This is a genomic window from Neorhizobium sp. LMR1-1-1.1 (assembly GCF_040675795.1).
Taxonomy (GTDB): domain Bacteria; phylum Pseudomonadota; class Alphaproteobacteria; order Rhizobiales; family Rhizobiaceae; genus Neorhizobium; species Neorhizobium cellulosilyticum.
The window spans coordinates 338026-360298 of sequence record NZ_JBEGHE010000001.1 but is presented as its reverse complement, the minus strand read 5'-3'; the positions used below and the strand labels follow the sequence as shown (position 1 = coordinate 360298).

Below are 22273 nucleotides of genomic sequence, written 5' to 3'. Positions count from 1 at the left end.
TCCAATCGAACCTTGGAGATCCAGCCGGGTGCAAGAACGTAAATTTCCGCGATCGAGGGCCTTCCTCGGCGCAAAAATCCTGTTCAACGATCATCGTTCGGCTTTTGACGGCATCGTCAAGGAAATGTCGGAAGGCGGCGCGATGATCCGGACCGAAAGCGCCATGTCCGTCCCTGAAAACTTCACGCTCCAGCTTTCCGATGGACGCCAGTTCGAATGTGACGTCCGCTGGCGCCGCATCAACGCAATCGGCGTCGAGTTCCGCACCGCCTGACATCGAAGTCCCGTCTTCAGGTGACAGTCAGCTTAAAGGCAGATGCCACCGGACAACGACAGATGAAATCTGTCCTGTTCAGCAAGGTGGATCGGCGAATGGCAGTTACATTCAAGCGGAAGTGGCTTCGCAACGGAGCGGCAGCCATTGGTATCGCAGCGCTCAGCATCGGCGCCTATCTGGGCTTCCTTCAGCTTTCCGGCAACTTCCACACCGTCATCGCCGGTGAACTCTACCGGTCAGCCCAACCGACAGCCGGCCAGATCGAGGAATATGCGCGCAATTACGGTATTCGCACCATCGTTAACCTGCGCGGCCCCTCCAAAAACGCCGCATGGTATACCGATGAAGTGGCGACAACGCAGCGGCTTGGAATAAAGCATATCGACTTCCGCATGGTCTCCTCCAGAGAGCTCACAGCAGAACAGGCGGACCAGCTCGTCGCCTTGCTGAAAGATGCGCCGAAACCGATCCTGATCCACTGCCAGGCAGGTGCCGACCGCACAGGCCTCGTATCCGTCATCTACAGCCATCAGATAGCCGGCGTCCCCACCGAGAAGGCGGAACAGCAACTGTCGCTTTATTTCGGCCATGTCGGCCTGCCGCTCGTCTCAAAAGCCTATGCCATGGACAGGACATGGGAAATGCTGGAGCGCCACTACGGCCTTTCCCGGGAACCGTTCACGGCCCCCATCTGAAAAGACATCCTTCCTTTTATGCCACCTGCACGATATGCCCCTCGGAGACCTCACGGTATTGCCGCACCGGCGGCACATAATCCACCGAGCGCACGGGGCTCTTGATCTCGTCGGTCGCCATGTTGCGCTTGATCGACCGGCGTGCAGGGTCCGGCACGGGAACCGCCGACATCAGCTTTTTCGTATAAGGATGCTGCGGGTTTTCGAACACAGCAGCCCGCGGCCCTATCTCGACGATCTCGCCGAGATACATCACCGCCACCCGGTGGCTCACTCGCTCAACCACAGCCATGTCGTGGGAAATGAACAGATAGGCGAGCTTCAGGCTCTGCTGCAGGTCGAGCAGCAGATTGCACACCTGCGCTTTGATCGAGACGTCGAGCGCCGATACTGCCTCGTCCGCGACAATCACTTTCGGATCGAGCATCAGCGCACGCGCAATCGCGATACGCTGCCGCTGGCCGCCGGAAAACTCGTGCGGAAAACGCTTCATCATGTCAGCTGACAATCCGACCTTTTCAAGCAGTGCCGCCGCCTTGTCACGCGCCTGGGCCTTCGTGCCGAGGGCATGCTCGACAAACGGCTCCATCACCGCAGACCCGATGCTCATACGCGGATTGAGCGATGCGAACGGATCCTGAAAGATCATCTGAACCGACCGGCGCATGCGGCGAAGCGAAGGCTGATCGAGCTTCATCACTTCATAGCCATCAAGCACGACATTGCCGCTTGTCGGGTTGATCAACCGCGTTACCGAACGACCGGTCGTCGACTTTCCGCAACCGGATTCTCCGACAAGCGACAGCGTCTCGCCCTCCTGCAGGCTGAACGACACGTTTTCCACTGCATGCACGGCACCGGTTTTGCGACCGAGCAGGCCTGAATGGATGTCGAAACGCGTTGTCAGGTCACGAACTTCGAGGATCGGCGTCTTACCCTTCGCCACCGTGTCGGTGACGTCGGCGAGCTTCTGCTGTTCACCGGTCTTGACGTCGATGATCGGAAACCGCAGCGGCAGTTTGCGCTCGCCCATCGACCCCAGCCGTGGCACAGCCGAAAGCAGCGCCCGCGTATACGGATGCTTGCCGCGATGAAAGATATCGGCGGTCGCACCCGTCTCCACCTGGTCGCCACGGAACATCACGATCGTCCGGTCGGCCACTTCCGCCACCACGCCCATGTCATGGGTGATGAACAGAACCGACATGCCCTCCTCGTCCTGCAACTGCTTGATCAGGTCGAGGATCTGCCCCTGGATCGTTACGTCGAGCGCCGTCGTCGGCTCGTCGGCGATCAGCAGCTTTGGCCTCGACGCCAGCGCCATGGCGATCATTACGCGCTGGCGCATGCCGCCGGAAAACTGATGCGGATATTCGTCGAACCTGCCTTTTGCGTTCGGGATACGGACTTTCTCGAGAAGTCGCAAAACTTCCGCCTTGGCCTCTGCCTTGGAAATATCCGTGTGAACCGTCAGTGCCTCGGCGATCTGCTTTCCGATCGGAAAGATCGGATTGAGCGATGTCATCGGCTCCTGGAAGATCATCGAGATATCGTTGCCGCGCACCCGCCGCATCTGCTCTTCCGGCAGGGATACCAGTTCCTTGCCCTGCAGGAACACCTGTCCCTCGATCCTGCTCGTCTTCTTCGGCAACAGCCGCATGATCGACAGCGACGTCACCGATTTGCCCGACCCGCTTTCGCCGACGATCGCCACCGTTTCCCGCGGCGCGACATCGAACGAGATGTTGCGCACTACGGTCTTCCACTCGTCGCCGACTCGAAACGAGGTCGAGAGGTTTTTCACCGAAAGGACGGGAGTGACGGAGCCGCCCCCATGTTCCATGTCATTTCCGGAAAGCAGCATCGGGTTCCCCTTTTTATCTCGATGAACTTGCCCGGATCAGGCCGCGAGCGCGGTTTCCGCCAACGTCACCCAATAGCTGACGCCATAGGGGATCGCCTCGTCATTGAAGTCGTAGGCTGCATTATGCAGGCTCGCCGTATCGCCATTGCCGATGAAGATGAATGCACCGGGACGCTGTTCCAGCATGTAGGAAAAATCCTCCGCGCCCATATGCGGATTGACCTCGCCGTTGACCGCTTTCGGACCGGCTACCTTGCCGGCAATACCGATGGCGAATTCGGTTTCCGCCTCGTGATTGAACGTCACCGGATATCCGCGACGATAGACGACCTCGGCGGTCGCCCCATGCGCAATCGCGGTTGTCTCGGCAACAGCCGTCAGGCGCTTCTGGGCAAAATCGCGTGTCTCAGGCAACAGTGTTCGCACAGTGCCGACAAGCTTTACCGTATCGGGAATGACATTGTTTGCTTCCCCACCATGGATCGCTGCAATAGTGACAACCAGCGACTTCAACGGGTCGGTTTCGCGCGAAACGATCGACTGCAGCGCAATCACGATATGCGATGCGGCAAGCACCGGATCGATAGAGTTATGCGGCTGTGCGGCATGGCTGCCACGGCCGTTGACGGTGATCTCGAACACGTCGGCCGCCGCCATGATGCCGCCCTTGCGGATGGCGAAATTGCCCACGGCAAGCCGCGGCTCGTTATGCATGCCGTAGACTTCGTTGATGCCGAACTTGTCGATGAAACCGTCTTCAATCATCGCCAGCGCTCCAGCGCCGCCCTCTTCGGCGGGCTGGAAGATCACCGCAACCGATCCCTTGAAGTTGCGCGTCTCGGCCAGATACTGGGCAGCCCCGAGAAGCATGGCCGTGTGGCCGTCATGGCCGCATGAATGCGCCTTGCCCGGCGTCTTCGATGCCCACGGCTTGCCAGAGGTCTCGAAGATCGGCAGCGCATCCATGTCGGCGCGGAACCCGATCACCGGTCCATCACCGTGTTTACCCTTGATGATGCCGACGACACCGGTCTTGCCGATGCCGGTTTCGACCACATCGCAACCGAAGGAGTTAAGCTTCTCCGCAACAAAGCGTGATGTCTCGTGAACATCGTAAAGCAGCTCCGGATTCTGGTGCAGATGGCGACGCCATTCGGCGACCTGTTCCTGCATCTCGGCTACGCGATTGATCACTGGCATTCCGGCACCTCGTTGATTTTTCTCAAGTTCCCATGCGGGTTGAAGCGGATATTGCGACGCTTATGCAAGCTTTTGCAAGCTTCAATTTTCGCTCTTGAACGAAAAATAGGCTTGTGCTTTGATGGCTCAAAATTTGGTCAAACACGCCAGACGTGAAGGAATGGACGTGTCATAAATAGACTGAACACAGAACTTGCGGGCAGCATCATTGGCACCCCTCGGGAAGGTTGACAGGCTAAAAAGCCGCAACCAGGGAGCCCCGACCGGAACCGCCCGCCACCAATCACCAAAACTCGTAAAGAGAACCACAAAGGGGAACAGCAGCATGCATAGATTGAAACTTCTGTTGGCCGGCACGGTTGCCGCCATGGCGCTTTCAAGCGCCACGGCACATGCCGAGCGCGGCACGGATGGTGACTTGAAGATCCTGTTCTGGCAGGCCGTCTCCACCATGAACCCGTTCTTGTCCGGCGGCACGAAAGAAGTCTTCGCGTCTTCGATGGTCATCGAGCCTCTGGCCCGTACCGACGAAAACGGAAAGCTGGTCGCTTATCTGGCAACCGAAATTCCGACTTTGGAAAACGGCGGCCTGGCCAAGGATCTGCTGAGCCTGACCTGGAAGCTGAAGCCTGACGTCAAATGGTCGGACGGCTCTCCCTTCACTGCAGAAGACGTGATCTTCACCTGGAAATACTGCACGGCGCCGGACGGCGGCTGCGCCCAGAAGGCACAGTATGAAGGCGTCAAGGACGTCGAAGCCATAGACCCGCACACCGTCAAGGTCACCTTCACCGAACCGAAACCCTACCCCTATTCCGCCTTTGTCGGCTCTCAGTCGCCGATCATCCAGGCCAAGCAGTTCGCCGATTGCGTCGGCGCCAAGGCGCCCGGCTGCACCGCTGCCAATTTCGGCCCGATCGGCACCGGCGCCTTCGTCGTCGCCGACTTCAAGCCGAACGACGTGATCACCTTCAAGGCCAATCCGAATTACCGGGATCCGGCCAAGCCCGCCTTTGCTTCGGTCACCCTCAAGGGTGGTGGCGATGCTGCATCGGCCGCCCGTGCCGTGCTGGAAACCGGCGAATATGACTATGCCTGGAACACCATGGTCGAGCCGGAAGTGCTGCAGACGATGCTGGCCGCTGGTAAAGGCCGGCTTGAATCGGCCTTCGGCACGAATGTCGAGCGCATCAATCTCAACTGGACGAACCCCGATCCGGCTCTTGGCGACAAGCGCTCCACCACGGAAGCAGGTCCGCATCCGGCCTTGAAGGACCCGGCGGTGCGCCGCGCCCTCTCGCTCGCCATTGACCGCGACATCATCGTCGAGGCCGGTTACGGCGCTGCCGGCAAGGCCACCTGCAATATCGTTCCGGCACCGGAAGCTGTCGCTTCGACCAAGAATGACAGCTGGTGCCTGAAGCAGGACCTCGAAGCCGCCAACAAGCTGCTCGATGATGCAGGCTGGGTAAAGGGTTCGGACGGCATCCGCGCCAAGGAAGGCGTCAAACTTAACTTCCTCTATTCCACCTCGACCAACTCGGTCCGCCAGGCGACCCAGGAACTGGTCAAGTCCATGTGGGCCGAAATCGGTGTCGGTGCGGAACTGCGCAACGCCTCCGCATCGGTCTTCTTCGGCGGTGACCCGGCAAGCCCGGACACGTTCCAGAAATTCTATGCCGACGTTGAAATGTACACCAACAACTTCGACGGCACCGACCCGGAAAAATATCTGGCGGAATGGCTGTGCAACCAGATGCCCGGCCCGTCCAACGGCTGGCAGGGTCAGAACATCCCGCGTTATTGCAACCCGGAATATGACAAGATGGTCGGCGTCCTTTCCAAGACCGCGGACCCGGAAAAGCGCGCCGAGCTTGCCAAGCAGCTGAACGACATGCTGACGGAAGAAGGCGCTCATATCCCGCTCGTTCACCGCGGCGACCTCTCCGCTTTTGCCGTTTCTCTGGAGGGCGTCAGGATGAACTCCTGGGACAGCCAGCTCTGGAACGTCGCTGACTGGTATCGCAAGAAGTGATCCGCAAGGCCGGGCGGCCCGAAATCCGCCCGGCCTTGTCCTTCTGCGAGAAGATCAAAACCCGCCCTGCCCTCCGGCGGGGCAGGTTTGCCAGCATAGATAATTCTGCGCCCCATAGCCCGCGCCGTCGGTCGCCCGCAGCCAGGCCTTAGGATGTGCAGCCGGAGAAAATTCCAGATGTTCACATTCACATTGCGACGATTGTTCTTCGCAATCCCGACCTTGCTGGTAATCAGCTTCGTCATTTTCGCGCTTCTCGACCTGGCCCCGAACGATCCGACCGGCGACCTGCCGCTGACGATCCCGCCGGAAGTGCGCGAGCAGATCCGCGCCTCGCTGGGTCTCGATCAGCCCTTCTTCTTCCGATATCTGGCCTGGCTACGGCAGTTTTTCATCAACGAGCCGCTCAACATCATTGAAAGCCTCACCGGCTGGCAGTTTGGCGATGGCGAACGCATGCGCGTCCTGTCATGGGCAACGCGCAGCCCGGTTGTCGATCTCATCGTCCAGCGCCTGCCGCAGACACTCTGGGTCGTCGGCCTCGCCTATCTCTTCGGCATCCTGATCGCCATCCCGATCGGCGTCATTTCCGCCTACAAGCAATATTCCATCTTCGACCAGATCGGCACCTTCATCTCGATGGTCGGTTATTCGGTCCCGACCTTCTTCACCGGCGTGCTGCTGGTGGTGATTTTCTCTTCCCACCTGCAGTGGTTCCCTTCGGTCTACGATACCAACCTGCGGGTCACGGACTTTTCCAGCTTCATCGCGCAGGTAAAGCAGATGGTTCTGCCGGTCGCCGTTCTGTCGCTTTATAACGCCTCGCAGATCGCCCGTTTCGTCCGCGCCTCGATGCTCGACAATCTGCATCAGGATTATGTCCGCACCGCCCGCGCCAAGGGCGTGAAGGAAAAGGCCGTGCTGCTCGTCCACGTACTGCGCAACAGCCTCATTCCGGTCGTCACCGTCATCGCCCTCGGCGTGCCGACCATCTTTTCCGGCGCCATCATTACCGAACAGATTTTTCGCGTGAATGGGCTTGGCCAGTTGCTGATAACCGCCGTTCAGGGCGCGGATATCCCGCTCGTGCAGACGCTCACCTTCATTTTCGCGGTGCTGATCGTCCTCTTCAACCTGATTGCCGACGTGCTTTACGGCATTCTTGACCCGAGGATCCGTTATGACTGACGCAACAGTGACATCCTCTGCACCGGTGACAGCCTCCACTCCGGCTCGTTCGGCATTCGCCGACATGTGGAAACAGTTTCGTGCCCACAAGGGCGGCGTTGCCGGTCTCGTCGTCTTCACCTTCATCGTGCTCGCCGTCTATGTCGGCCCCTATATTCATCGTGTCGCGCCGAACCAGATCAATATCCGCGACAAGAACCAGTGGCCGTCGCTGGCGCATCCCTTCGGCACCGACAATCTCGGCAAGGACATGCTGGCGCAGGTTCTGGCCGGCGGGCGCATCTCGCTCGCAGTCGGCATCACCGCCATGCTGCTTGCGCTTTTCCTCGGCACGCTGGTCGGTGTCCTGTCAGGATATTTCCGCCGCCTCGACGGCCCGCTGATGCGCCTGACCGACCTTTTCCTGGCGCTGCCGCTCTTGCCGCTGCTGCTCGTCATCCTGCTTCTGTTTCGCGATACGCTGCGCGCTGCCTTCGGCCCCGAGACCGGCATCTTCATCCTGATCGTGGTGGTCATCGGCATTACCAGCTGGATGCATACCGCCCGCATCGTCCGCGGCGACGTTCTTGCCGTCAAAAGCCAGGAGTTCGTTCTGGCGGCAAAATCGAGCGGCATGCGTGAATACCGCATCGTGCTGAGGCACATTCTCCCGAACGTGCTCTCCTCGATCATGGTCTCGGCAACCCTCGGAATCGCCTCGGCCATCATCACGGAATCGTCGCTTTCCTTCCTTGGTCTCGGCTTCCCATCGGACTTTCCGACCTGGGGCCGGCTGCTGTTCGATGGCGCCAACTTTCTGCAGCTAACGCCCTCGCGCGTGCTCTGGCCGGGCCTTGCCATCTCACTGACGGTTCTGAGCGTCAACTACATGGGCGACGCGATCCGCGACGCTCTGGATCCTCGCGCCGTCAAGCGTTGAGAAAGTCGATGCCTCAAATAGCAAACGGCGGCGCAAGCCGCCGTTTGCTGTTATGAAGATACAGAATTTTTCGTGAAAAAGTTGGAACCTTCTTTTTCGTCGTCCGTTATTCGAGTGTCCGAAGGCGACCCCCCGTCCCCCGCCCTACAAAAGCTTTCGGACAAACTCTTCAATCCCCCTCGAAGAGACGAGCCGGCTCGGTTTCCCAAGGAAACCGAGCCGGATCTGTTTCGGCAACATGCCTTCGCCTACATGTCTCCCGAAAATGGTCACCGGTTTCGGGAGACATGCTTAAGAACAAAGAGCTAAAGCGCGGCAAGCAAATCTGAAAGATCGCGGCGCGCTTCAGGGCGATGCTCCCGTTTGATTACTCCCGGAAGATTTCTTGAAATTGGCCCGGCGTCACTCGCCGCCGTGATCAAGCGGAAAACGCAGCTTGTAGCTGATGCCCTGACTGGAGATCACATATTGAGCCTTGCCGTTGACGGAAGCTGGCACGACACGCTCCAGGACCGTGCTGCCGAAATGAGCCTTCAGCCCTTCCTCCGTGCCATCCCGATCGTTGGAGCCGCTCAACATCTCTTCCCAGTTTAGCTCAAGGTAATCATGTCCATCGGCATTCACCCGCGTCGAAGTGATGTCGATCGGCTTTCCGTTACGCAACATCGAACCGTGGCTCACGGCATTGACGACCAGCTCATGCAGCGCCAGCCCCAGATGCAGCGAGGCATTGGGCGAAAGCAGCACATTGTCGCCAGAGATTTTCACCATATGCCGGTTATCCGGCATATATTTCTCCGTCTGTTGCCGCACCAGATCGAACAGATAGGCGCCACGCCAGCTGGAATCGGTGATCAGGTCCTGGCTTTGCGAAAGCGAATAAAGCCGGCCCCGGAACTTATGGAGGAAGAGATCGAGCGAGCCGGAATAACGCGCTGTTTGCAGCGCGATACTCTGGATGATCGCGAGCAGGTTCTTCGAGCGATGGCTCACCTCGCGCAACAACGCGCGCAACAGCCTCTCGCGATGCCGTTCTTCCGAACGATCGATGATCGTCGTCACGAGATGCAGCCCACCGGATTGGAACTCTACTGCCTGAACGCGAAATTCAAAGATCTGGTCGGAACCGACAGTAACCTCGATATGCCCTTTTTTGCCGCTTTCCGCCATGCCTTGTTTTAGGATGAGCAGCTTTGCCGCAACTTCATCACCGAAGAGCGCGGCATCCGAAGGGCTCAGAATATCTTCAGGAGCCCATACCTCGGGTAAATTGGCGAAGTAGAGATAGTCCAGCGCCTTGTTCTGAATAATGATACTCGCGCCAAGGTCGATGAGCGCGGGCATGAAAAATTCCCGCAGCTTGTCATCACTCTGACCAGCGTGCTGCCATGTCAGCGGATGCGCCAATCTTGCCACTCCATCTACCGCTTCATCCTGTGACGCCCCAATGGCAGCGCCAGATGCTCGTGTTTCTCTCTTAGGACCGCCCGGCTGCCACGGCAATCGAACATGTCCAAATGCTTCGCGTGATGAAGACGGACAGGTGCCTTTACTTCGTACGCGCTGGTCCGGTGCCTAAAGCACCGGAACCTGCAATGTCAGACCATCATTAAGAATAGGCACAGGACAACTAAAACAAGGGGTGCCATGCCGCGTGAGCCGACTTGCCACAACACTATCCTGATAATTTTGTTCCTGAAGCATAAAGATCAAAAGATCGAGCCGCTCACGCAGCCGCCTTCACCGCCTCGTTGAAGAACAGCGCCTGGCTGATCAATGCTTTCACCATATCCGGATTGAACGGCTTGGTAACGAGGAAGGCAGGCTCAGGCCGTTCGCCGGTGAGCAGCCGTTCTGGGAAGGCCGTGATGAAAATGACCGGCACGCTGGACGTCTTGAGAATCTCGTTGACCGCGTCGATGCCAGAACTGCCATCGGCCAGCTGGATATCGGCAAGCACCATCTTCGGCTGCGACGACTGGAAAAGCGACACCGCCTCTTTGTGGGTGCGGGCAATTCCTGTCACGCGGTGGCCGAGATCCTGAACCATCTGTTCAATGTCGAGCGCGATCAGCGGCTCGTCCTCGATGATCATGATATCGGTCGCCACCTGTCGCGAGATTTCGCGGGACGCTTCGTCGAGCAGCTTGTTGACTTCAGCTACACTGACATCCAGCACCTCTGCAGCTTCCTCAGGCGTAAAGCCCTCGACGGAAATCAGCAGGAAAGCATGACGTGCCTGGGAAGGAATGTTCGATAGATTGACAGCCGCACGCTGTTCCCACGCGAACGGGGATTCGATCGGCCTGATCTCTATGGATGTGGAACCAAAAATCGCGACGAATAGTTTATAAAGCGAAACGCGATCCTTTGAGCTTTCCGGAAAGATGGAAACATCGGCGATCAGCGCTTCAAGAACGGCGGCCACATAAGCGTCTCCTGACGTCTGCGATCCGGTTACCGCTCGGGCATACCGACGCAGGTAAGGAAGGTGTGACGCAACGCGCGTGGTGAGTGACATGCAAATTCTCCCCTGGACCCTGTTGGGCAATTGACTTGGGTTTAACGTGGCGATGCAAAATAAGTTCCGCAAGACGGAACTTTTTTTAAACTCGGGCATTTTCCACCCGACAATTTGATAGCAGGCGCCCGCGTTATGAGTGACGAGATCAGAAAAAATCATGATATGACCACAGCCGAAACCTCACAAATCAAGCCAGGAACCATAGCTCCGAATGCTTCCATCTCGCGGAAGTTGAAGGAGTTTTATGATGCCGTGCAGGAAGAAGGCATTCCGGATCGCTTTCTCGATCTCCTCGAACGGTTGGAAGCTGCTGAAAACGCTCAAAAAACAAACGCCAAGGCGGTGGATGCAAAATGAGCGCACAGGCTGAATCCACCAAGGCAGATGCGGATGACCGCGTCTTCAAGCGAGACCTGCTCGCGTCGCTACCCAACCTGCGTGCCTTTGCCGTGTCCCTGACCGGTCGCCACGACAAGGCGGACGACCTCGTTCAGGATACGATCATGAAGGCCTGGGCGAACCAGAAAAGCTTCACGGCAGGCACCAACATGCGTGCGTGGCTGTTCACCATTCTTCGCAATGAATTCTACAGCCAGATGCGCAAGCGTGGCCGCGAAGTGCAGGACAGTGACGGCCTGTTTTCCGAACGTTTTTCCGTTCACCCCGAACAATATGGCCGTCTCGACCTGCAGGACTTCCGCCAGGCGCTCGACAAGCTTCCGGAAGACCAGCGCGAAGCAATCGTGCTCGTTGGCGCTGCCGGTTTTGCCTATGAGGAAGCCGCTGAAATCTGCGGCTGCGCCGTCGGCACGATCAAGAGCCGCGTCTCGCGCGCCCGCACCCGCCTGCAGGAACTGCTCGGCGTTTCCGGCGAAAGCGACTACGGCCCGGATGCGGGTGATGCCGCAATCACGGCAAGAGCGTTTGGTAGTTGATTGCACAGCCCATCACCATCGAGAAAGGCCGCCTCCGGGCGGCTTTTTATTTGACTGACTTCTCTTTTAGAGATCAACGCGCGGCCTCTCATATGCGGCCTGCCCCTCACCCTAACCCTCTCCCCGCATGCGGGGAGAGGGGACGTGCCCTGCTGGACGTTAGAGAGGAACGGAAACGTTGCGGCTTGCGTCCTTCTCCCCCGCCCGCGGGGAGAAGGTGCCGGCAGGCGGATGAGGGGCAGGCGGCAGACTCGAAGCTTTTCCAAAAGCTGGATCACTGAACCATCACCAACAAACAAAAAAGCCGCCCGAAATTTCCGAGCGGCCTTTCATCTCACAAACCCTGCAAAAACCTTACTCCGCCGGCGGTGGCCCCTGCCTCGATCCGCCACCCTTCGTCGCAAGGAAACCAAGGCCCCCGGCAACGGCAAGCAACATCAACGGTTTCGACTTCATCAGAAACGGCAACGCCGAAACAGCCGCGGTCATTGCAAGAGCCCGCTGGCTGTTGGCAGCCGCCTCACGCCTCTTGCGCCGCTCCTCGGCAGCGTTGAGCATCATCACGATGGCAATGATGAACAGTGCCATGACGATCATGCCGCCAGCAATGACCAGCATCGCAATAGGAAGCCCCCATCGTTCACCGAGATGAATGGCGAGTGCAGCCACGAGCAAACCGTAGGCGGTCCACAAAAACGCAGCCGCGATCCCGTAAAGGATCGCGTTGCGCCTGATCTTTCGTTTCATCGCTGCCACATCCATTGCGATGAAGGATGCGACCAGCGGCCCCAGTGCTGTCAGCATCGAGGATCAGCGGCGCGAGAGGAGCGCAAACAGGAAACCGACGCCGGCCGCAATTGCAACCGACTGAAGCGGATTGGCACGGATTTGGCCTTCGAGATCACGCTCCCAGGTCAACGCCTGATTCTTTGCGGCCTCGGCGATCTGGTAGGATGCATCACTCGCGTCGGCTGCGGCACGCTTCGCCTTGCTCTTCATCTCAGAAGCCTTTTCGTTGCCGACAGCTGCAACAGTCTTGGCCAGCGCCGCGATATCTTCACGCAGCTGCTCCAGCTGCAGTTCGATATCCTTGGTCGAAGCTGCAGAACCGGTGCGCGGAAATTCGGTCGTCGTCGTCGAGGTCGATGCTGGCATGACGGTCTCCTGTTTGATTACGTTCGTTTTGGCTGCGGGCAATGCTTTGGCTTTGCGCGAGGCACGATTTGCTGTCGCCTTTTCGGGAGCATTAGCCGCGCGCTTCGGCGCGGCCTTGGACGAAGTCACAGTGGCGGATGCCTCAGCCGGCTGGGCGGATAGCTTTCTACGCGATCTCGTCGCCTTTGGCTTTTCTGCAGCGTCGTTCAATCGATAACTCCCCTACCCATGGTTCAAGGCAAGACAAAACCTGCATGCCAATGACTGCACGCGAACAACGTCAGAGGTGTGGGTTTGTTCCAATCATGAACGGCAAAAACTGAGAAAGTCTCAGCCCGCGTTGGTTTTCGGATCGAGCATGTCGCGTAGCCCGTCTCCGAGCATGTTCAGGCCTAGAACGGCAACCGCGATTGCCATGCCCGGCAGGATGGCAAGCCACGGCGCCTGGCCGAAAAACGTCTGGCTGTCTGCGAGCATCCGCCCCCAGGTCGGCGCCGGCGGCGGCATGCCGAGCCCCAGAAACGAGAGCCCGGCCTCTGTCAAAATTGCCAGACCGAGCTGGATCGTCACCTGTACGATGATCTGGTTGGAAATATTCGGCAGGATATGCACGAGCGTGATCTTCGCCTTCGATCGGCCGATCCCGACCGCCGCTGTCACATAATCCCGCGCCCAAATCTGCTTCGCCCCGGCGAGTGTGAGCCGCGCAAAGACCGGCACCATGAACACCGCAATCGCAATGATCGCCGTAAACCGGCCCGATCCGAGAAAGGCGCCGAGCATCATCGCCGACAGAATGGGCGGTACCGCAAAGATGATGTCGCAGCCGCGCATCACGATCAGCTCCAGCCACCCGCGCTGCATGGCCACGATGACGCCCACGGCCGAACCGACCATCGCACCGATCGCAACGGCCAGGAACGAGGTCGAGAGCGAATTCCACGCCCCTACCATCAGCATCGAGGCGACATCGCGGCCGAACTGATCCGTACCGAGCAACCCACCCGGCCCGAGCGGTGGCTTCAACCGCTGCACGATATTCATCTTCGACGGCAAGGACGGCGTCCAGACGAGCGAAAAAAGCGCGACGGCGACAAGCGCCAGCGTCACGACAAGCCCGATCAGCAGCACGGGACGACGAAAGATCCCGGCCATCACGTCGCCACCCGCAGTCTCGGGTCGATCACCAGATAGGCGAGATCGACAAGGAAATTCATCACGATCACGAGCGCGGAAAAGAACAGCACTACGTCCTGCATCACGATGATATCGCGCTGCGACAAAGCCTGCAGTGCCAGCCGCCCCAGGCCCGGCAGGTTAAAAACGTTTTCCACCAGCACCGCGCCTGCGATCAGGAAAGTGAACTGCAACCCGATCATGGTCACGACCGGGATCAGCGCATTCGGCAGCGCATGCCGCCAGACCGCCGCCTTGTCGCTCAAACCCTTGGCTCGGGCGGTGCGCACGAAATCCTCGCCCATCACATCCAGCACCGCGCTACGCGCCACCCGTGTGAGCACACCCGCCTGCGGCAGCGCCAGCGCGATTGCCGGCATCAGCAGCGCAGCAAGCCCTGTCCAAAGCCCCGCATTCCAGCCCGGAAATCCGCCGGCCGGCATCCAGCCCAGCTTGGTCGAAAAGGCGATGATCAGCAACAATCCCACCCAGAAGGCCGGCACCGCGATCGAGACATAGGAAAACGCCCCGGCGATATAATCGAACACACCATTATGCCTGCGCGCCGCCGCCACGCCGAGCGGCACGGCAATCGCAACCGACATCACCACAGCCATCAACGCCAAGGGCAGCGTCACCGCCAACCGCTCGACGATCAGCCCTGCGACCGGAACGCCATAAGTATAAGACTGCCCGAGATCACCCTGCAGCACGCCGATAAGCCAGGCGAGATAGCGAACGACAAGCGGCTCATCCAGCCCCATCTGGGTCCTGAGCGCCGCCAAAGTCTCCGGCGTCGCCGAAGTCCCAAGCATGATCGCCGCCGGATCGCCGGGCAGGAGGTTCATGACGGTGAAGATCAGCAGCGAGACGACCAGCAGCGTGACGATCAGGCTGACGAGACGACGTATGAGGATGGAGATCATGGCTTACAGCAAGCTCCCGCATAGCCCATCGCTGCCCTCTGCCTAAACCAGAAAAGGCATGAGAGAGAAACGAGGCAGACGCAACGGCCTCCAACTGATCTCCCCCCCTGTGGGGGAGATGTCACGAAAGTGACAGAGGGGGGTGCACCATCACCGCCCGTCATGACGTCAAAGATTGAAGGGCGTTCCATGACAGCCCCCCTCTGCCCTGCCGGGCATCTCCCCCACAAGGGGGGAGATCGGAATGCCGCCCCGTTATGCCAGACCAAACCCCTCACTCTTCCCAAAACACCTCGGTCAGCACATTCGACGGGATCGGCTCGTTCTCCCACAGCCCCTTCAGCTTCTTGTCCCAGATCCCGAGCTTCGGCATCACGAACAGAAACAGCGCCGGCACGTCGTTGGCGAGAATGGTCTGCGCTTCGCCATAAAACTTGTCCTGTTCGGCAGCATCTGTGCTCGCCTCGACCTTGGCGAGGATCGCATTGAATTCCGGGTTCTTGTAATTGAAGTAATAGGGGTCGCGCGCGTAGATATCGATATCCATCGGCTCCGCATGGGCAACAATGGTCATGTCATAGTCAGCGGCCTTCAGGACATCCGCCACCCATTTCGCCGGAAACTCGGTGGTTTCGATATTCATCGTCACGCCGATTTCGGCAAACAGCGCCTGCAGTATCTGCGACGAGCGTTGCGCATAGGCCATCTGCGGCGCCTTCATGGTGAAGGAGAAACCGTTCGGGTAACCCGCTTCCGCCAGAAGCGCCTTGGCCTTTTCGACATCATAAGGATAGACGCCGGTAAGATCCTTGTAGCCACGGTCATTCGGCGTGTAATGGCTGCCGATCGGCGTGCCGAGGCCCGACCATGCACCCTCGACCACCATCGCCCGGTCGACCGCCATCATCAGCGCCTGACGGACCTTTTTGTCGGAAAACGGCTTGCGGGAATTGTTCATGCCCGCCACGACCTTGAGCTCGGTGTTACCGATCACCGTCGCCAGCTTGTCGCTGCCCTCGAAGGAGGAAACCAGTTCCGGCGCACCGAATTCAGGAAAAGCATCGACATCGCCTGCCGTCAACGCGGCCGACTGCGCCTGCGGGTCGTTGATGAAACGGAAGGAAGCCGTCTCCAGCTTCACCGAAACATCCTTGTTCCAGTAACCGGCATTCTTCTTCAGATCGACTTTCGTACCCTTGGCCCAGCTGCTGAAAACAAAAGGCCCGGTTCCGACCGGATTGGTCTTGTTATCAGCAGCAGTCGATGGCTCCACCATCACGGCCGCCGGCCAGCCGAACCAGTAGAGCAGGCTGCCGGTCGGCTGCTTGAGTTTCAGCACCAGCGTCGAGGCATCCGGCGTCTCGATCGTGTCGATCGAGGTGAAATAACGCTTCTGCGGATTGACGCTATCAGCGCCGCGGGCGCGGTCGAGCGTGAACTTGGCGACAGAACTGTCAAAGGCCACGCCATTGTGGAATTTCACGCCCTGCCGCAGCTTGAACGTATAGGTCTTTCCATCTGGCGAAACGTCCCAGCTCTCGGCAAGCTGCGGCTGCACCTTGCCCGCCTTGTCGATCGTCGTCAGGCCTTCAAAAATGTTCTGCCATGTCACCTGCCCGATCATCACCTGCGCGCCGATCGTCGGATCGAGACCACCCGGCTCAACCGTCATGCCGATCGTCGCAGCAGTCTTGGGCGCGGCCTGCGCATAGGGTGCCGCCAAGACAATGCCAGCGCCAAGCGCCAGCCCCATCACACCACGCCGAGAGACCTGAGACCAGGAGAAGATCGTCTGCATCGTATAAGCTCCCCGTTATTCGCTGCCTGCAGCTTTGTTAAATGCAGTCTAAGGGCATTTCGCAACTGCACACAATGCTCATTCGCGACCTTCCAAGCACTTCCGACTTTGCTGAAACACGGGGTCAGACGCGGCGAAATCCTTCGCTGGCGGTCATGAGCTGCCGTGTATAGTCAGCAGAGAACGCACGGCTTTCCAGCGCATCGGCAGTAACCGTTTCAACAACCTTGCCCGACTTCATCACCGCCAGCCTTTCGCACATATGGCTGATGACACCGAGATCGTGGCTGACCATCACGAAGGTCAGCCCGCGATCTTTTCGCGCCTGTTCCAGCAGATTGAGGATTTCCGCCTGGATCGAAGCGTCGAGCGCAGAGGTCGGCTCATCAAGCAGCAGAACCTTCGGCTCCAGGATCAGCGCCCGGGCGATTGCCACGCGCTGCCGCTGTCCGCCGGAAAGCTGGTGCGAATACCGAAACCGGAAACCCGACCCCAACCCCACCTCGTCCAGCGCCCGCATGATCCGCTGGTCGACATTGTCGAACCCGTGGATCGCCAGCGGCTCCAGGAGCAGCCGGTCCACCGTCTGGCGCGGATGCAGCGATCCGTAGGGATCCTGAAATACCATCTGCACAGTGCGATAAAAATCCTTCGACCGGCTGCGGCCCGAATAGGACTGTCCGTTGATCGTAAGCGTCCCGGCGCTGAACGTGTTCAGCCCCGCCACCGCACGCAGCAGCGTCGATTTTCCAGACCCGCTTTCACCAACGATGCCGAAACTCTCGCCCTGAGCCACATCCACCGACACATGGTCGAGCGCGATAAACTCGTCGAACGTGACGACCATGTCTTTGGCGGAAAGAACATTCGTCGTCATAGCGCCCACTCCTTCTTGCGGTCGAGCACCGGCAGCGGATGCCGGTCGGTACCGATCGTCGGCAGGCAGTTGAGCAGGCCTTGCGTATAGGGATGCTGCGCCTTGGAAAGATCCGCCGATGGCAATTCCTCCACAACGCGACCCGCATACATCACCAGCACCCGGTCGCAGAAGGACGAGACGAGCCGCAGATCATGCGACACGAAGATCAGCCCCATGCCGCGCTCAGCCACCAGCTTGTCGAGAATGCCCAGCACTTCGAGCTGTACCGTCACATCGAGCGCCGAGGTCGGCTCGTCGGCGATCAGCAGTTCAGGCCCGCAAATCAGCATCATCGCGATCATCACACGTTGCCCCATGCCACCGGAAACCTCGTGCGGATAGAGCGAAAACACCCGCTCCGGATCACGGATTTGCACCGCTTCCAGCATCGCAAGCGTGCGCGCCTTCGCCTCCGCAGTCGAGATCTTTTCATGCGTCTTCAGCGTCTCGATGATCTGCCTTCCGATGGTCGAGACGGGGTTCAGCGAATATTTCGGATCTTGCAGCACCATGCCGATCCGTTTCCCCCTGATCTCCCGCCGCTCGCGGTCGGAAATGCTCAGAAGATCACGTCCGGCAAAGTTCAGCGTCTTCGCGGTAATCTTGGCATGTTTCGGCGTCAGTCCCATGATCGCCCGGCCCGTCTGCGACTTGCCGGAACCGCTTTCGCCGACAATGCCCAGCCGTTCGCGCCCGAGCGTAAACGACACCCCACGCACGGCCTCGATCACACCGGTGCGCGTCGGAAAACTGACCCGCAAGTCTTCGACCGTCAGAAGCTTGTCCGTCCCCACAGCGCCACTCATTGACCTGCCTCCTTCGGATCGAGCGCATCGCGCAATCCGTCGCCGAGCAGGTTGAAACCGAGCGAAACGATCAGGATCGCCGCACCCGGCATCGCCGCCACCCACCACTGGTCGAGAATGAAGCGGCGGCCCGACGCGATCATCGCACCCCATTCCGGCAACGGCGGCTGCGCGCCGAGGCCGAGAAAGCCGAGGCCGGCGGCGGTGAGGATGATTCCCGCCATATCGAGCGTCACACGCACGATCAGAGAGGAAAGGCAAAGCGGCATGACGTGGCGAAGGACGATGCGGAACGGCGAAGCCCCCATCAGCTTCACGGCGGAAATAAATTCCGAATTGCGAAACGTCATCGTCTCGGCGCGGGCAATACGCGCATAGGGCGGCCATGAGGTAACGGCGATGGCAAGAACCGCATTCTCGATCCCCGGCCCGAGAGCCGCGACCAGCGCCAGCGCCAGAACCAGTTTCGGAAAGGCAAGAAAGATGTCGGTGATCCGCATCAGCACCGCATCCACCCAGCCACCCGCATAACCGGACACCGTGCCGATGATCAGGCCGACGGGTGCTGCGATGATCGCCACCAGCACGACCACAAACAACGTCAGCCGTGAACCATGGATCAGCCGCGAGAGAATATCGCGCCCCTGGTCATCGGTGCCGAGCAGGTAACCCGCCGAACCCGGCGGCAGAAGCCGCGAATTGCGCAGGTCGCCCTGCACCGGGTTATGCGGCGCCAGCACATCGGCCAAGATCGCAACGAGGATCAGGAGAAGAATGATACCGAGACCGGCCAGCGCCAGCCGGTTGGCGGAAAACCGCCGCCAGATCACATAGGCGCGGCCAAGCTGTGCCTGATGCCGCGATGTAGGCTGTTCGGATAACAGCCATTCGCGGCTATAGGGCTTTTCACTTGCTTGAAGAACACTCATCGGCTTCTCGTCCTCGGATCAAGCGTCCGGTAGAGAAGGTCGGACAATATGTTGATGGCAATGAACACCGCACCGATGACGATCGTACCGCCGAGCACGGCATTCATGTCGGCATTCTGCAGCGAGTTGGTGATGTAGAGGCCAAGCCCCGGCCAGGAAAAGATCGTCTCCGTCAGAACCGAACCTTCCAGCAGACCCGCATAGGAAAGTGCAATCACCGTCACCAGCGGTACCGCGGCATTGCGCAACGCATGAAACCAGATGATCCGCGTCTCCGACAGCCCCTTGGCACGCGCCGCGACGATATACTCCTGCTGCAGCTCGTTGAGCATGAAGCTCCGCGTCATCCGGCTGATATAGGCGAGCGAGAAATAGCCGAGCAGCCCGCCGGGCAGGATGATATGGCGGAACAGATCCCAGGCCACATCCCATTGCCCTTGCCAGATCGCGTCGAACAGGAAAAAGCCCGTCTGCGGCATGAACGTATATTCGTAAACGATGTCGATCCGCCCCGGATAGGCCACCCATCCGAGCTTGGCGTAGAACAGGACCAGCGCCAGCAGACCGAGCCAGAAGATCGGCACCGAATAACCGATCAACCCGATCACCCGCACGATCTGGTCGGCGATCGATCCCCGCTTGACGGCGGCGAGCACTCCGAGGGGCACGCCGATCAGCGCTCCGATGATGGTGCCGATCGTTGCAAGCTCGATTGTCGCCGGAAACACCCGCGCGATATCCGCCATCACGGGATTGGTGGTCAGTACCGATGTGCCGAAATCACCCGTCAGCGCCTGCTTTATATAGATCCAGAACTGCTGGTAGAGCGGCAGGTTGAGGCCAAGCTCCTCCCGCACGCGCTCGACCACATGTGCCGGTGCCCGGTCGCCGACGATTGCCAGCGCCGGATCGATCGGCACCACGCGGCCAATGAAGAAGGTGACAGCCAGAAGGCCGAGAAATGTCGTAACGACAGTGACCACGAAACGGACCACCGCCATGCCAAAGGAGGAAGCACGGCGCCGGTTGCGCCGCGTCACTGCCGTCGTATCGGTAAGCGTCAAGGAGTTCTCCTTTGAGCAACGCGAAGGATTTGGGGCGTTGCGGCACGCGGCCTTCTCCCCGTGAAACGGGGAGAAGGTGCCGGCAGGCGGATGAGGGGCAAATGCCGCGAACTCAGCGCCCGCGACTACCCTTCATCCCCTCGCTAGCGCTCCGGACCTTCTCCCCGCAGGCGGGGAGAAGGAGGCAAGCCGCACCGTCCGAATTTCAACCCGCCAAGCCTGCTACTTCGAAACCGGATAGACGAAGTTCGTATCGAAGCTCGGGCCGAGCTTGAAGTCCTTCAGCTTGGAAGAGTAACCGGCCACTTCCGTCTGCTGGAAGATGATCACGAACGGGCTCTGCGCCAGCGCCTTCTTCTGAAGGTCCTCGTAGACTGCCGCACGCTTGGCTGCATCCTTTTCCAGAAGCGCACCCTGGGCCGCCTCTTCGATGTCCTTAGGCACATCCCAGGCATTACGCCATGCCAGCGTCTTGTTCTTGCCCTCGTCGGAATTGTCGTAGTTGATGACGAAGGTTTCGGCATTCGAGTTCGGGTCGAAATAGTCCGAACCCCACTGGCCGATATAGATGTCATGGGTGCGGGCGCGGAATTTCGTCAGCGTCTGCTTGCCGTCGCCCGGAATGATTTCGAGCTTGATGCCGGCCTGCGCCAGCGTCTGCTGCACGCTTTCGGCAATGCCCGTCACCGGCTGCGTGTTGCGCACATCCATGGTCACGGTAAAGCCGTCCTTCAGGCCCGCCTTGGCAAGCAGTTCCTTGGCCTTGGCGACATCCAGCTTGTAAGGGTTGTCGTTCAGCGCACCGAGCTGGCCCTTCGGCAGGAAGGTCTGGTGGATTTCGCCGATGCCCTTGATCAGCGTCGCGCCGATCGCGTCATAGTCGACCAGATACTTGAACGCTTCCGCCACTTCGGGCTTTGCCAGCTTCTCGTTTTTCTGGTTGAGGCTGAAATAGTAGATCGTGCCCTTCGGCGCAGACGTGATCGACAGGCCTTCCTTCTTGGAAACAGCCTCCACATCGTTCGGCTCGAGGTTACGGGCGATATCGATATCGCCGTTTTCCAGCGCCAGACGCTGGCCGGAGCTTTCCTTCATGTGGCGATAGATGACGCGCTTCAGCTTCGGCTTCTCGCCGTAGTAATTCGGGTTGGCTTCCATGATGACGGCCTCATTGGCGCGCCATGCCAGCACCTTGTACGGGCCGGAACCGGCAAAACCGGTCTTCATCCATTCATTGCCGAAATCACTGTCATATTTGTAATCGGCCGAAGGCGTCATCGCCTTGGCATGTTCCATCACCACCTTCTTGTCGACAACGGAAGCGACGGTGGCGGTCAGAACGTTCAGGACGAAGCTCGGCGCATAGGCCTTGTCGACCGTGAAGGTGAACGTGTCGGGCGCGGTCGCCTTGGCTTTCTCGGCAACATTGTCGCCGCTCAGCCCGAACTGGGTCAGCAGAAAGGCCGGCGACTTGTCGAGCTTGACGGCGCGTTCGAACGAGAAGGCAACGTCTTCGGCGGTCAGCGGGTTGCCTGAAGCAAATTTCAGGTCCGGCTTCAGCTTGAACGTATAGGTCATGCCATCGTCGGAAACCGTCCAGCTGGCCGCCAGATCACCTATGACCTTGGATGTGTCGGCCGGATCCAGCATGACCAGCTTGCTATAGGTATTGGCAGTCACTTCGGCAGTGGAAAGCTCGAAGGCTTCGCCCGGATCAATGGTGATAATGTCGTCGATCGCAAAGCCTTCGACCAGCGTATCGGCCGGCGTCGCGGCGAATGCCTGCGGTGCTGCGACCAACAGCAGCGACAACGCTGCGCTCGTGGAAAGCATTCGGACGGAAGTGCGGAAAGAGTGGAGCAT

At 59.3% G+C, this 22273-nt stretch carries 22 protein-coding genes; 8 read left to right on the top strand and 14 right to left on the bottom strand.

Features of this window, described 5'->3' with window-relative positions; all coding sequences use genetic code 11:
• The first annotated feature begins 28 nt into the window (after window positions 1-28).
• Both MRBLMR1_RS01530 and MRBLMR1_RS01525 read left to right on the top strand, forming a co-directional pair.
• The gene (locus tag MRBLMR1_RS01530) at window positions 29-274 is read left to right on the top strand and encodes a PilZ domain-containing protein (RefSeq protein ID WP_148143188.1); all 246 of its coding nucleotides are present in this window, start codon (window positions 29-31) and stop codon (window positions 272-274) included.
• Between the two features lie 98 nt (window positions 275-372).
• Window positions 373-972: a dual specificity protein phosphatase family protein gene (locus tag MRBLMR1_RS01525; RefSeq protein ID WP_148143187.1), complete on the top strand. Its 600-nt coding sequence runs from the start codon at window positions 373-375 to the stop codon at window positions 970-972.
• 16 nt (window positions 973-988) lie between these two features.
• Here the strand turns inward: MRBLMR1_RS01525 and MRBLMR1_RS01520 are convergent, their stop codons facing one another.
• Together MRBLMR1_RS01520 and MRBLMR1_RS01515 are read right to left on the bottom strand one after the other, a co-directional pair.
• Complete coding sequence (locus MRBLMR1_RS01520; protein WP_148143185.1) at window positions 989-2836, bottom strand: ABC transporter ATP-binding protein; 1848 nt, start codon at window positions 2834-2836, stop codon at window positions 989-991.
• 36 nt (window positions 2837-2872) lie between these two features.
• Window positions 2873-4036: a M20 aminoacylase family protein gene (locus tag MRBLMR1_RS01515; protein WP_148143183.1), complete on the bottom strand. Its 1164-nt coding sequence runs from the start codon at window positions 4034-4036 to the stop codon at window positions 2873-2875.
• 325 nt (window positions 4037-4361) lie between these two features.
• Between MRBLMR1_RS01515 and MRBLMR1_RS01510 the strand changes: the two genes are divergently transcribed.
• The 3 genes from MRBLMR1_RS01510 (at window position 4362) to MRBLMR1_RS01500 (ending at window position 8178) form a co-directional block, all read left to right on the top strand.
• Window positions 4362-6071 carry a peptide ABC transporter substrate-binding protein gene (locus tag MRBLMR1_RS01510; protein ID WP_148143181.1) on the top strand — a complete coding sequence of 570 codons (1710 nt, stop codon included), beginning with the start codon at window positions 4362-4364 and terminating at the stop codon, window positions 6069-6071.
• Window positions 6072-6248: 177 nt separating this feature from the next.
• Complete coding sequence (locus tag MRBLMR1_RS01505; RefSeq protein ID WP_148143179.1) at window positions 6249-7259, top strand: ABC transporter permease; 1011 nt, start codon at window positions 6249-6251, stop codon at window positions 7257-7259.
• Window positions 7252-8178 (top strand): ABC transporter permease, encoded by a 927-nt coding sequence (locus tag MRBLMR1_RS01500; protein ID WP_148143178.1) that lies wholly within the window; start codon window positions 7252-7254, stop codon window positions 8176-8178. Before MRBLMR1_RS01505 ends, MRBLMR1_RS01500 begins: the two co-directional genes overlap by 8 nt.
• Before the next feature lie 402 nt (window positions 8179-8580).
• Here the strand turns inward: MRBLMR1_RS01500 and MRBLMR1_RS01495 are convergent, their stop codons facing one another.
• The gene (locus MRBLMR1_RS01495; RefSeq protein WP_148143176.1) at window positions 8581-9522 is read right to left on the bottom strand and encodes a sensor histidine kinase; all 942 of its coding nucleotides are present in this window, start codon (window positions 9520-9522) and stop codon (window positions 8581-8583) included.
• Between the two features lie 382 nt (window positions 9523-9904).
• A complete protein-coding gene (locus MRBLMR1_RS01490; protein ID WP_148143644.1) occupies window positions 9905-10699 on the bottom strand; it encodes a response regulator in 795 nt (264 codons plus the stop codon).
• A gap of 165 nt (window positions 10700-10864) precedes the next feature.
• Between MRBLMR1_RS01490 and MRBLMR1_RS01485 the strand changes: the two genes are divergently transcribed.
• Window positions 10865-11059, top strand: a complete 195-nt coding sequence (locus MRBLMR1_RS01485; protein ID WP_148143174.1) for a NepR family anti-sigma factor — start codon at window positions 10865-10867, stop codon at window positions 11057-11059.
• Window positions 11056-11637 (top strand): RNA polymerase sigma factor, encoded by a 582-nt coding sequence (locus MRBLMR1_RS01480; protein ID WP_148143172.1) that lies wholly within the window; start codon window positions 11056-11058, stop codon window positions 11635-11637. Before MRBLMR1_RS01485 ends, MRBLMR1_RS01480 begins: the two co-directional genes overlap by 4 nt.
• Window positions 11638-11991: 354 nt before the next feature.
• On the opposite strand, the gene MRBLMR1_RS01475 is transcribed toward MRBLMR1_RS01480, so the two are convergent.
• Window positions 11992-12441, bottom strand: a complete 450-nt coding sequence (locus tag MRBLMR1_RS01475) for a hypothetical protein (RefSeq protein ID WP_148143171.1) — start codon at window positions 12439-12441, stop codon at window positions 11992-11994.
• Window positions 12442-12447: 6 nt separating this feature from the next.
• Window positions 12448-12792, bottom strand: coding sequence for an ElaB/YgaM/YqjD family protein (locus MRBLMR1_RS01470; RefSeq protein WP_148143168.1), 345 nt, complete (start codon window positions 12790-12792; stop codon window positions 12448-12450).
• Here MRBLMR1_RS01470 and MRBLMR1_RS01465 point away from each other — a divergent pair.
• Window positions 12791-13009 carry a hypothetical protein gene (locus MRBLMR1_RS01465; protein ID WP_148143167.1) on the top strand — a complete coding sequence of 73 codons (219 nt, stop codon included), beginning with the start codon at window positions 12791-12793 and terminating at the stop codon, window positions 13007-13009. The two genes, MRBLMR1_RS01470 and MRBLMR1_RS01465, sit on opposite strands and share 2 nt — an antisense overlap.
• Before the next feature lie 113 nt (window positions 13010-13122).
• Here the strand turns inward: MRBLMR1_RS01465 and MRBLMR1_RS01460 are convergent, their stop codons facing one another.
• From MRBLMR1_RS01460 to MRBLMR1_RS01425, 8 genes are all read right to left on the bottom strand, one after another.
• A complete protein-coding gene (locus tag MRBLMR1_RS01460; protein WP_148143165.1) occupies window positions 13123-13947 on the bottom strand; it encodes an ABC transporter permease in 825 nt (274 codons plus the stop codon).
• A complete protein-coding gene (locus MRBLMR1_RS01455; protein WP_148143163.1) occupies window positions 13947-14894 on the bottom strand; it encodes an ABC transporter permease in 948 nt (315 codons plus the stop codon). The genes MRBLMR1_RS01460 and MRBLMR1_RS01455 overlap by 1 nt, the downstream gene beginning before the upstream one ends.
• A gap of 274 nt (window positions 14895-15168) precedes the next feature.
• Window positions 15169-16692, bottom strand: a complete 1524-nt coding sequence (locus MRBLMR1_RS01450; RefSeq protein ID WP_148143161.1) for an ABC transporter substrate-binding protein — start codon at window positions 16690-16692, stop codon at window positions 15169-15171.
• Between the two features lie 124 nt (window positions 16693-16816).
• The gene (locus MRBLMR1_RS01445) at window positions 16817-17569 is read right to left on the bottom strand and encodes an ABC transporter ATP-binding protein (protein WP_500063500.1); all 753 of its coding nucleotides are present in this window, start codon (window positions 17567-17569) and stop codon (window positions 16817-16819) included.
• The gene (locus tag MRBLMR1_RS01440) at window positions 17566-18417 is read right to left on the bottom strand and encodes an ABC transporter ATP-binding protein (protein WP_148143158.1); all 852 of its coding nucleotides are present in this window, start codon (window positions 18415-18417) and stop codon (window positions 17566-17568) included. Before MRBLMR1_RS01440 ends, MRBLMR1_RS01445 begins: the two co-directional genes overlap by 4 nt.
• Window positions 18414-19346 (bottom strand): ABC transporter permease, encoded by a 933-nt coding sequence (locus tag MRBLMR1_RS01435; protein WP_500063498.1) that lies wholly within the window; start codon window positions 19344-19346, stop codon window positions 18414-18416. Before MRBLMR1_RS01435 ends, MRBLMR1_RS01440 begins: the two co-directional genes overlap by 4 nt.
• The gene (locus MRBLMR1_RS01430) at window positions 19343-20347 is read right to left on the bottom strand and encodes an ABC transporter permease (protein WP_500064026.1); all 1005 of its coding nucleotides are present in this window, start codon (window positions 20345-20347) and stop codon (window positions 19343-19345) included. Before MRBLMR1_RS01430 ends, MRBLMR1_RS01435 begins: the two co-directional genes overlap by 4 nt.
• Before the next feature lie 285 nt (window positions 20348-20632).
• On the bottom strand, window positions 20633-22273 hold the full coding sequence (locus MRBLMR1_RS01425) for an ABC transporter substrate-binding protein (protein ID WP_148143642.1): 1641 nt from the start codon (window positions 22271-22273) through the stop codon (window positions 20633-20635).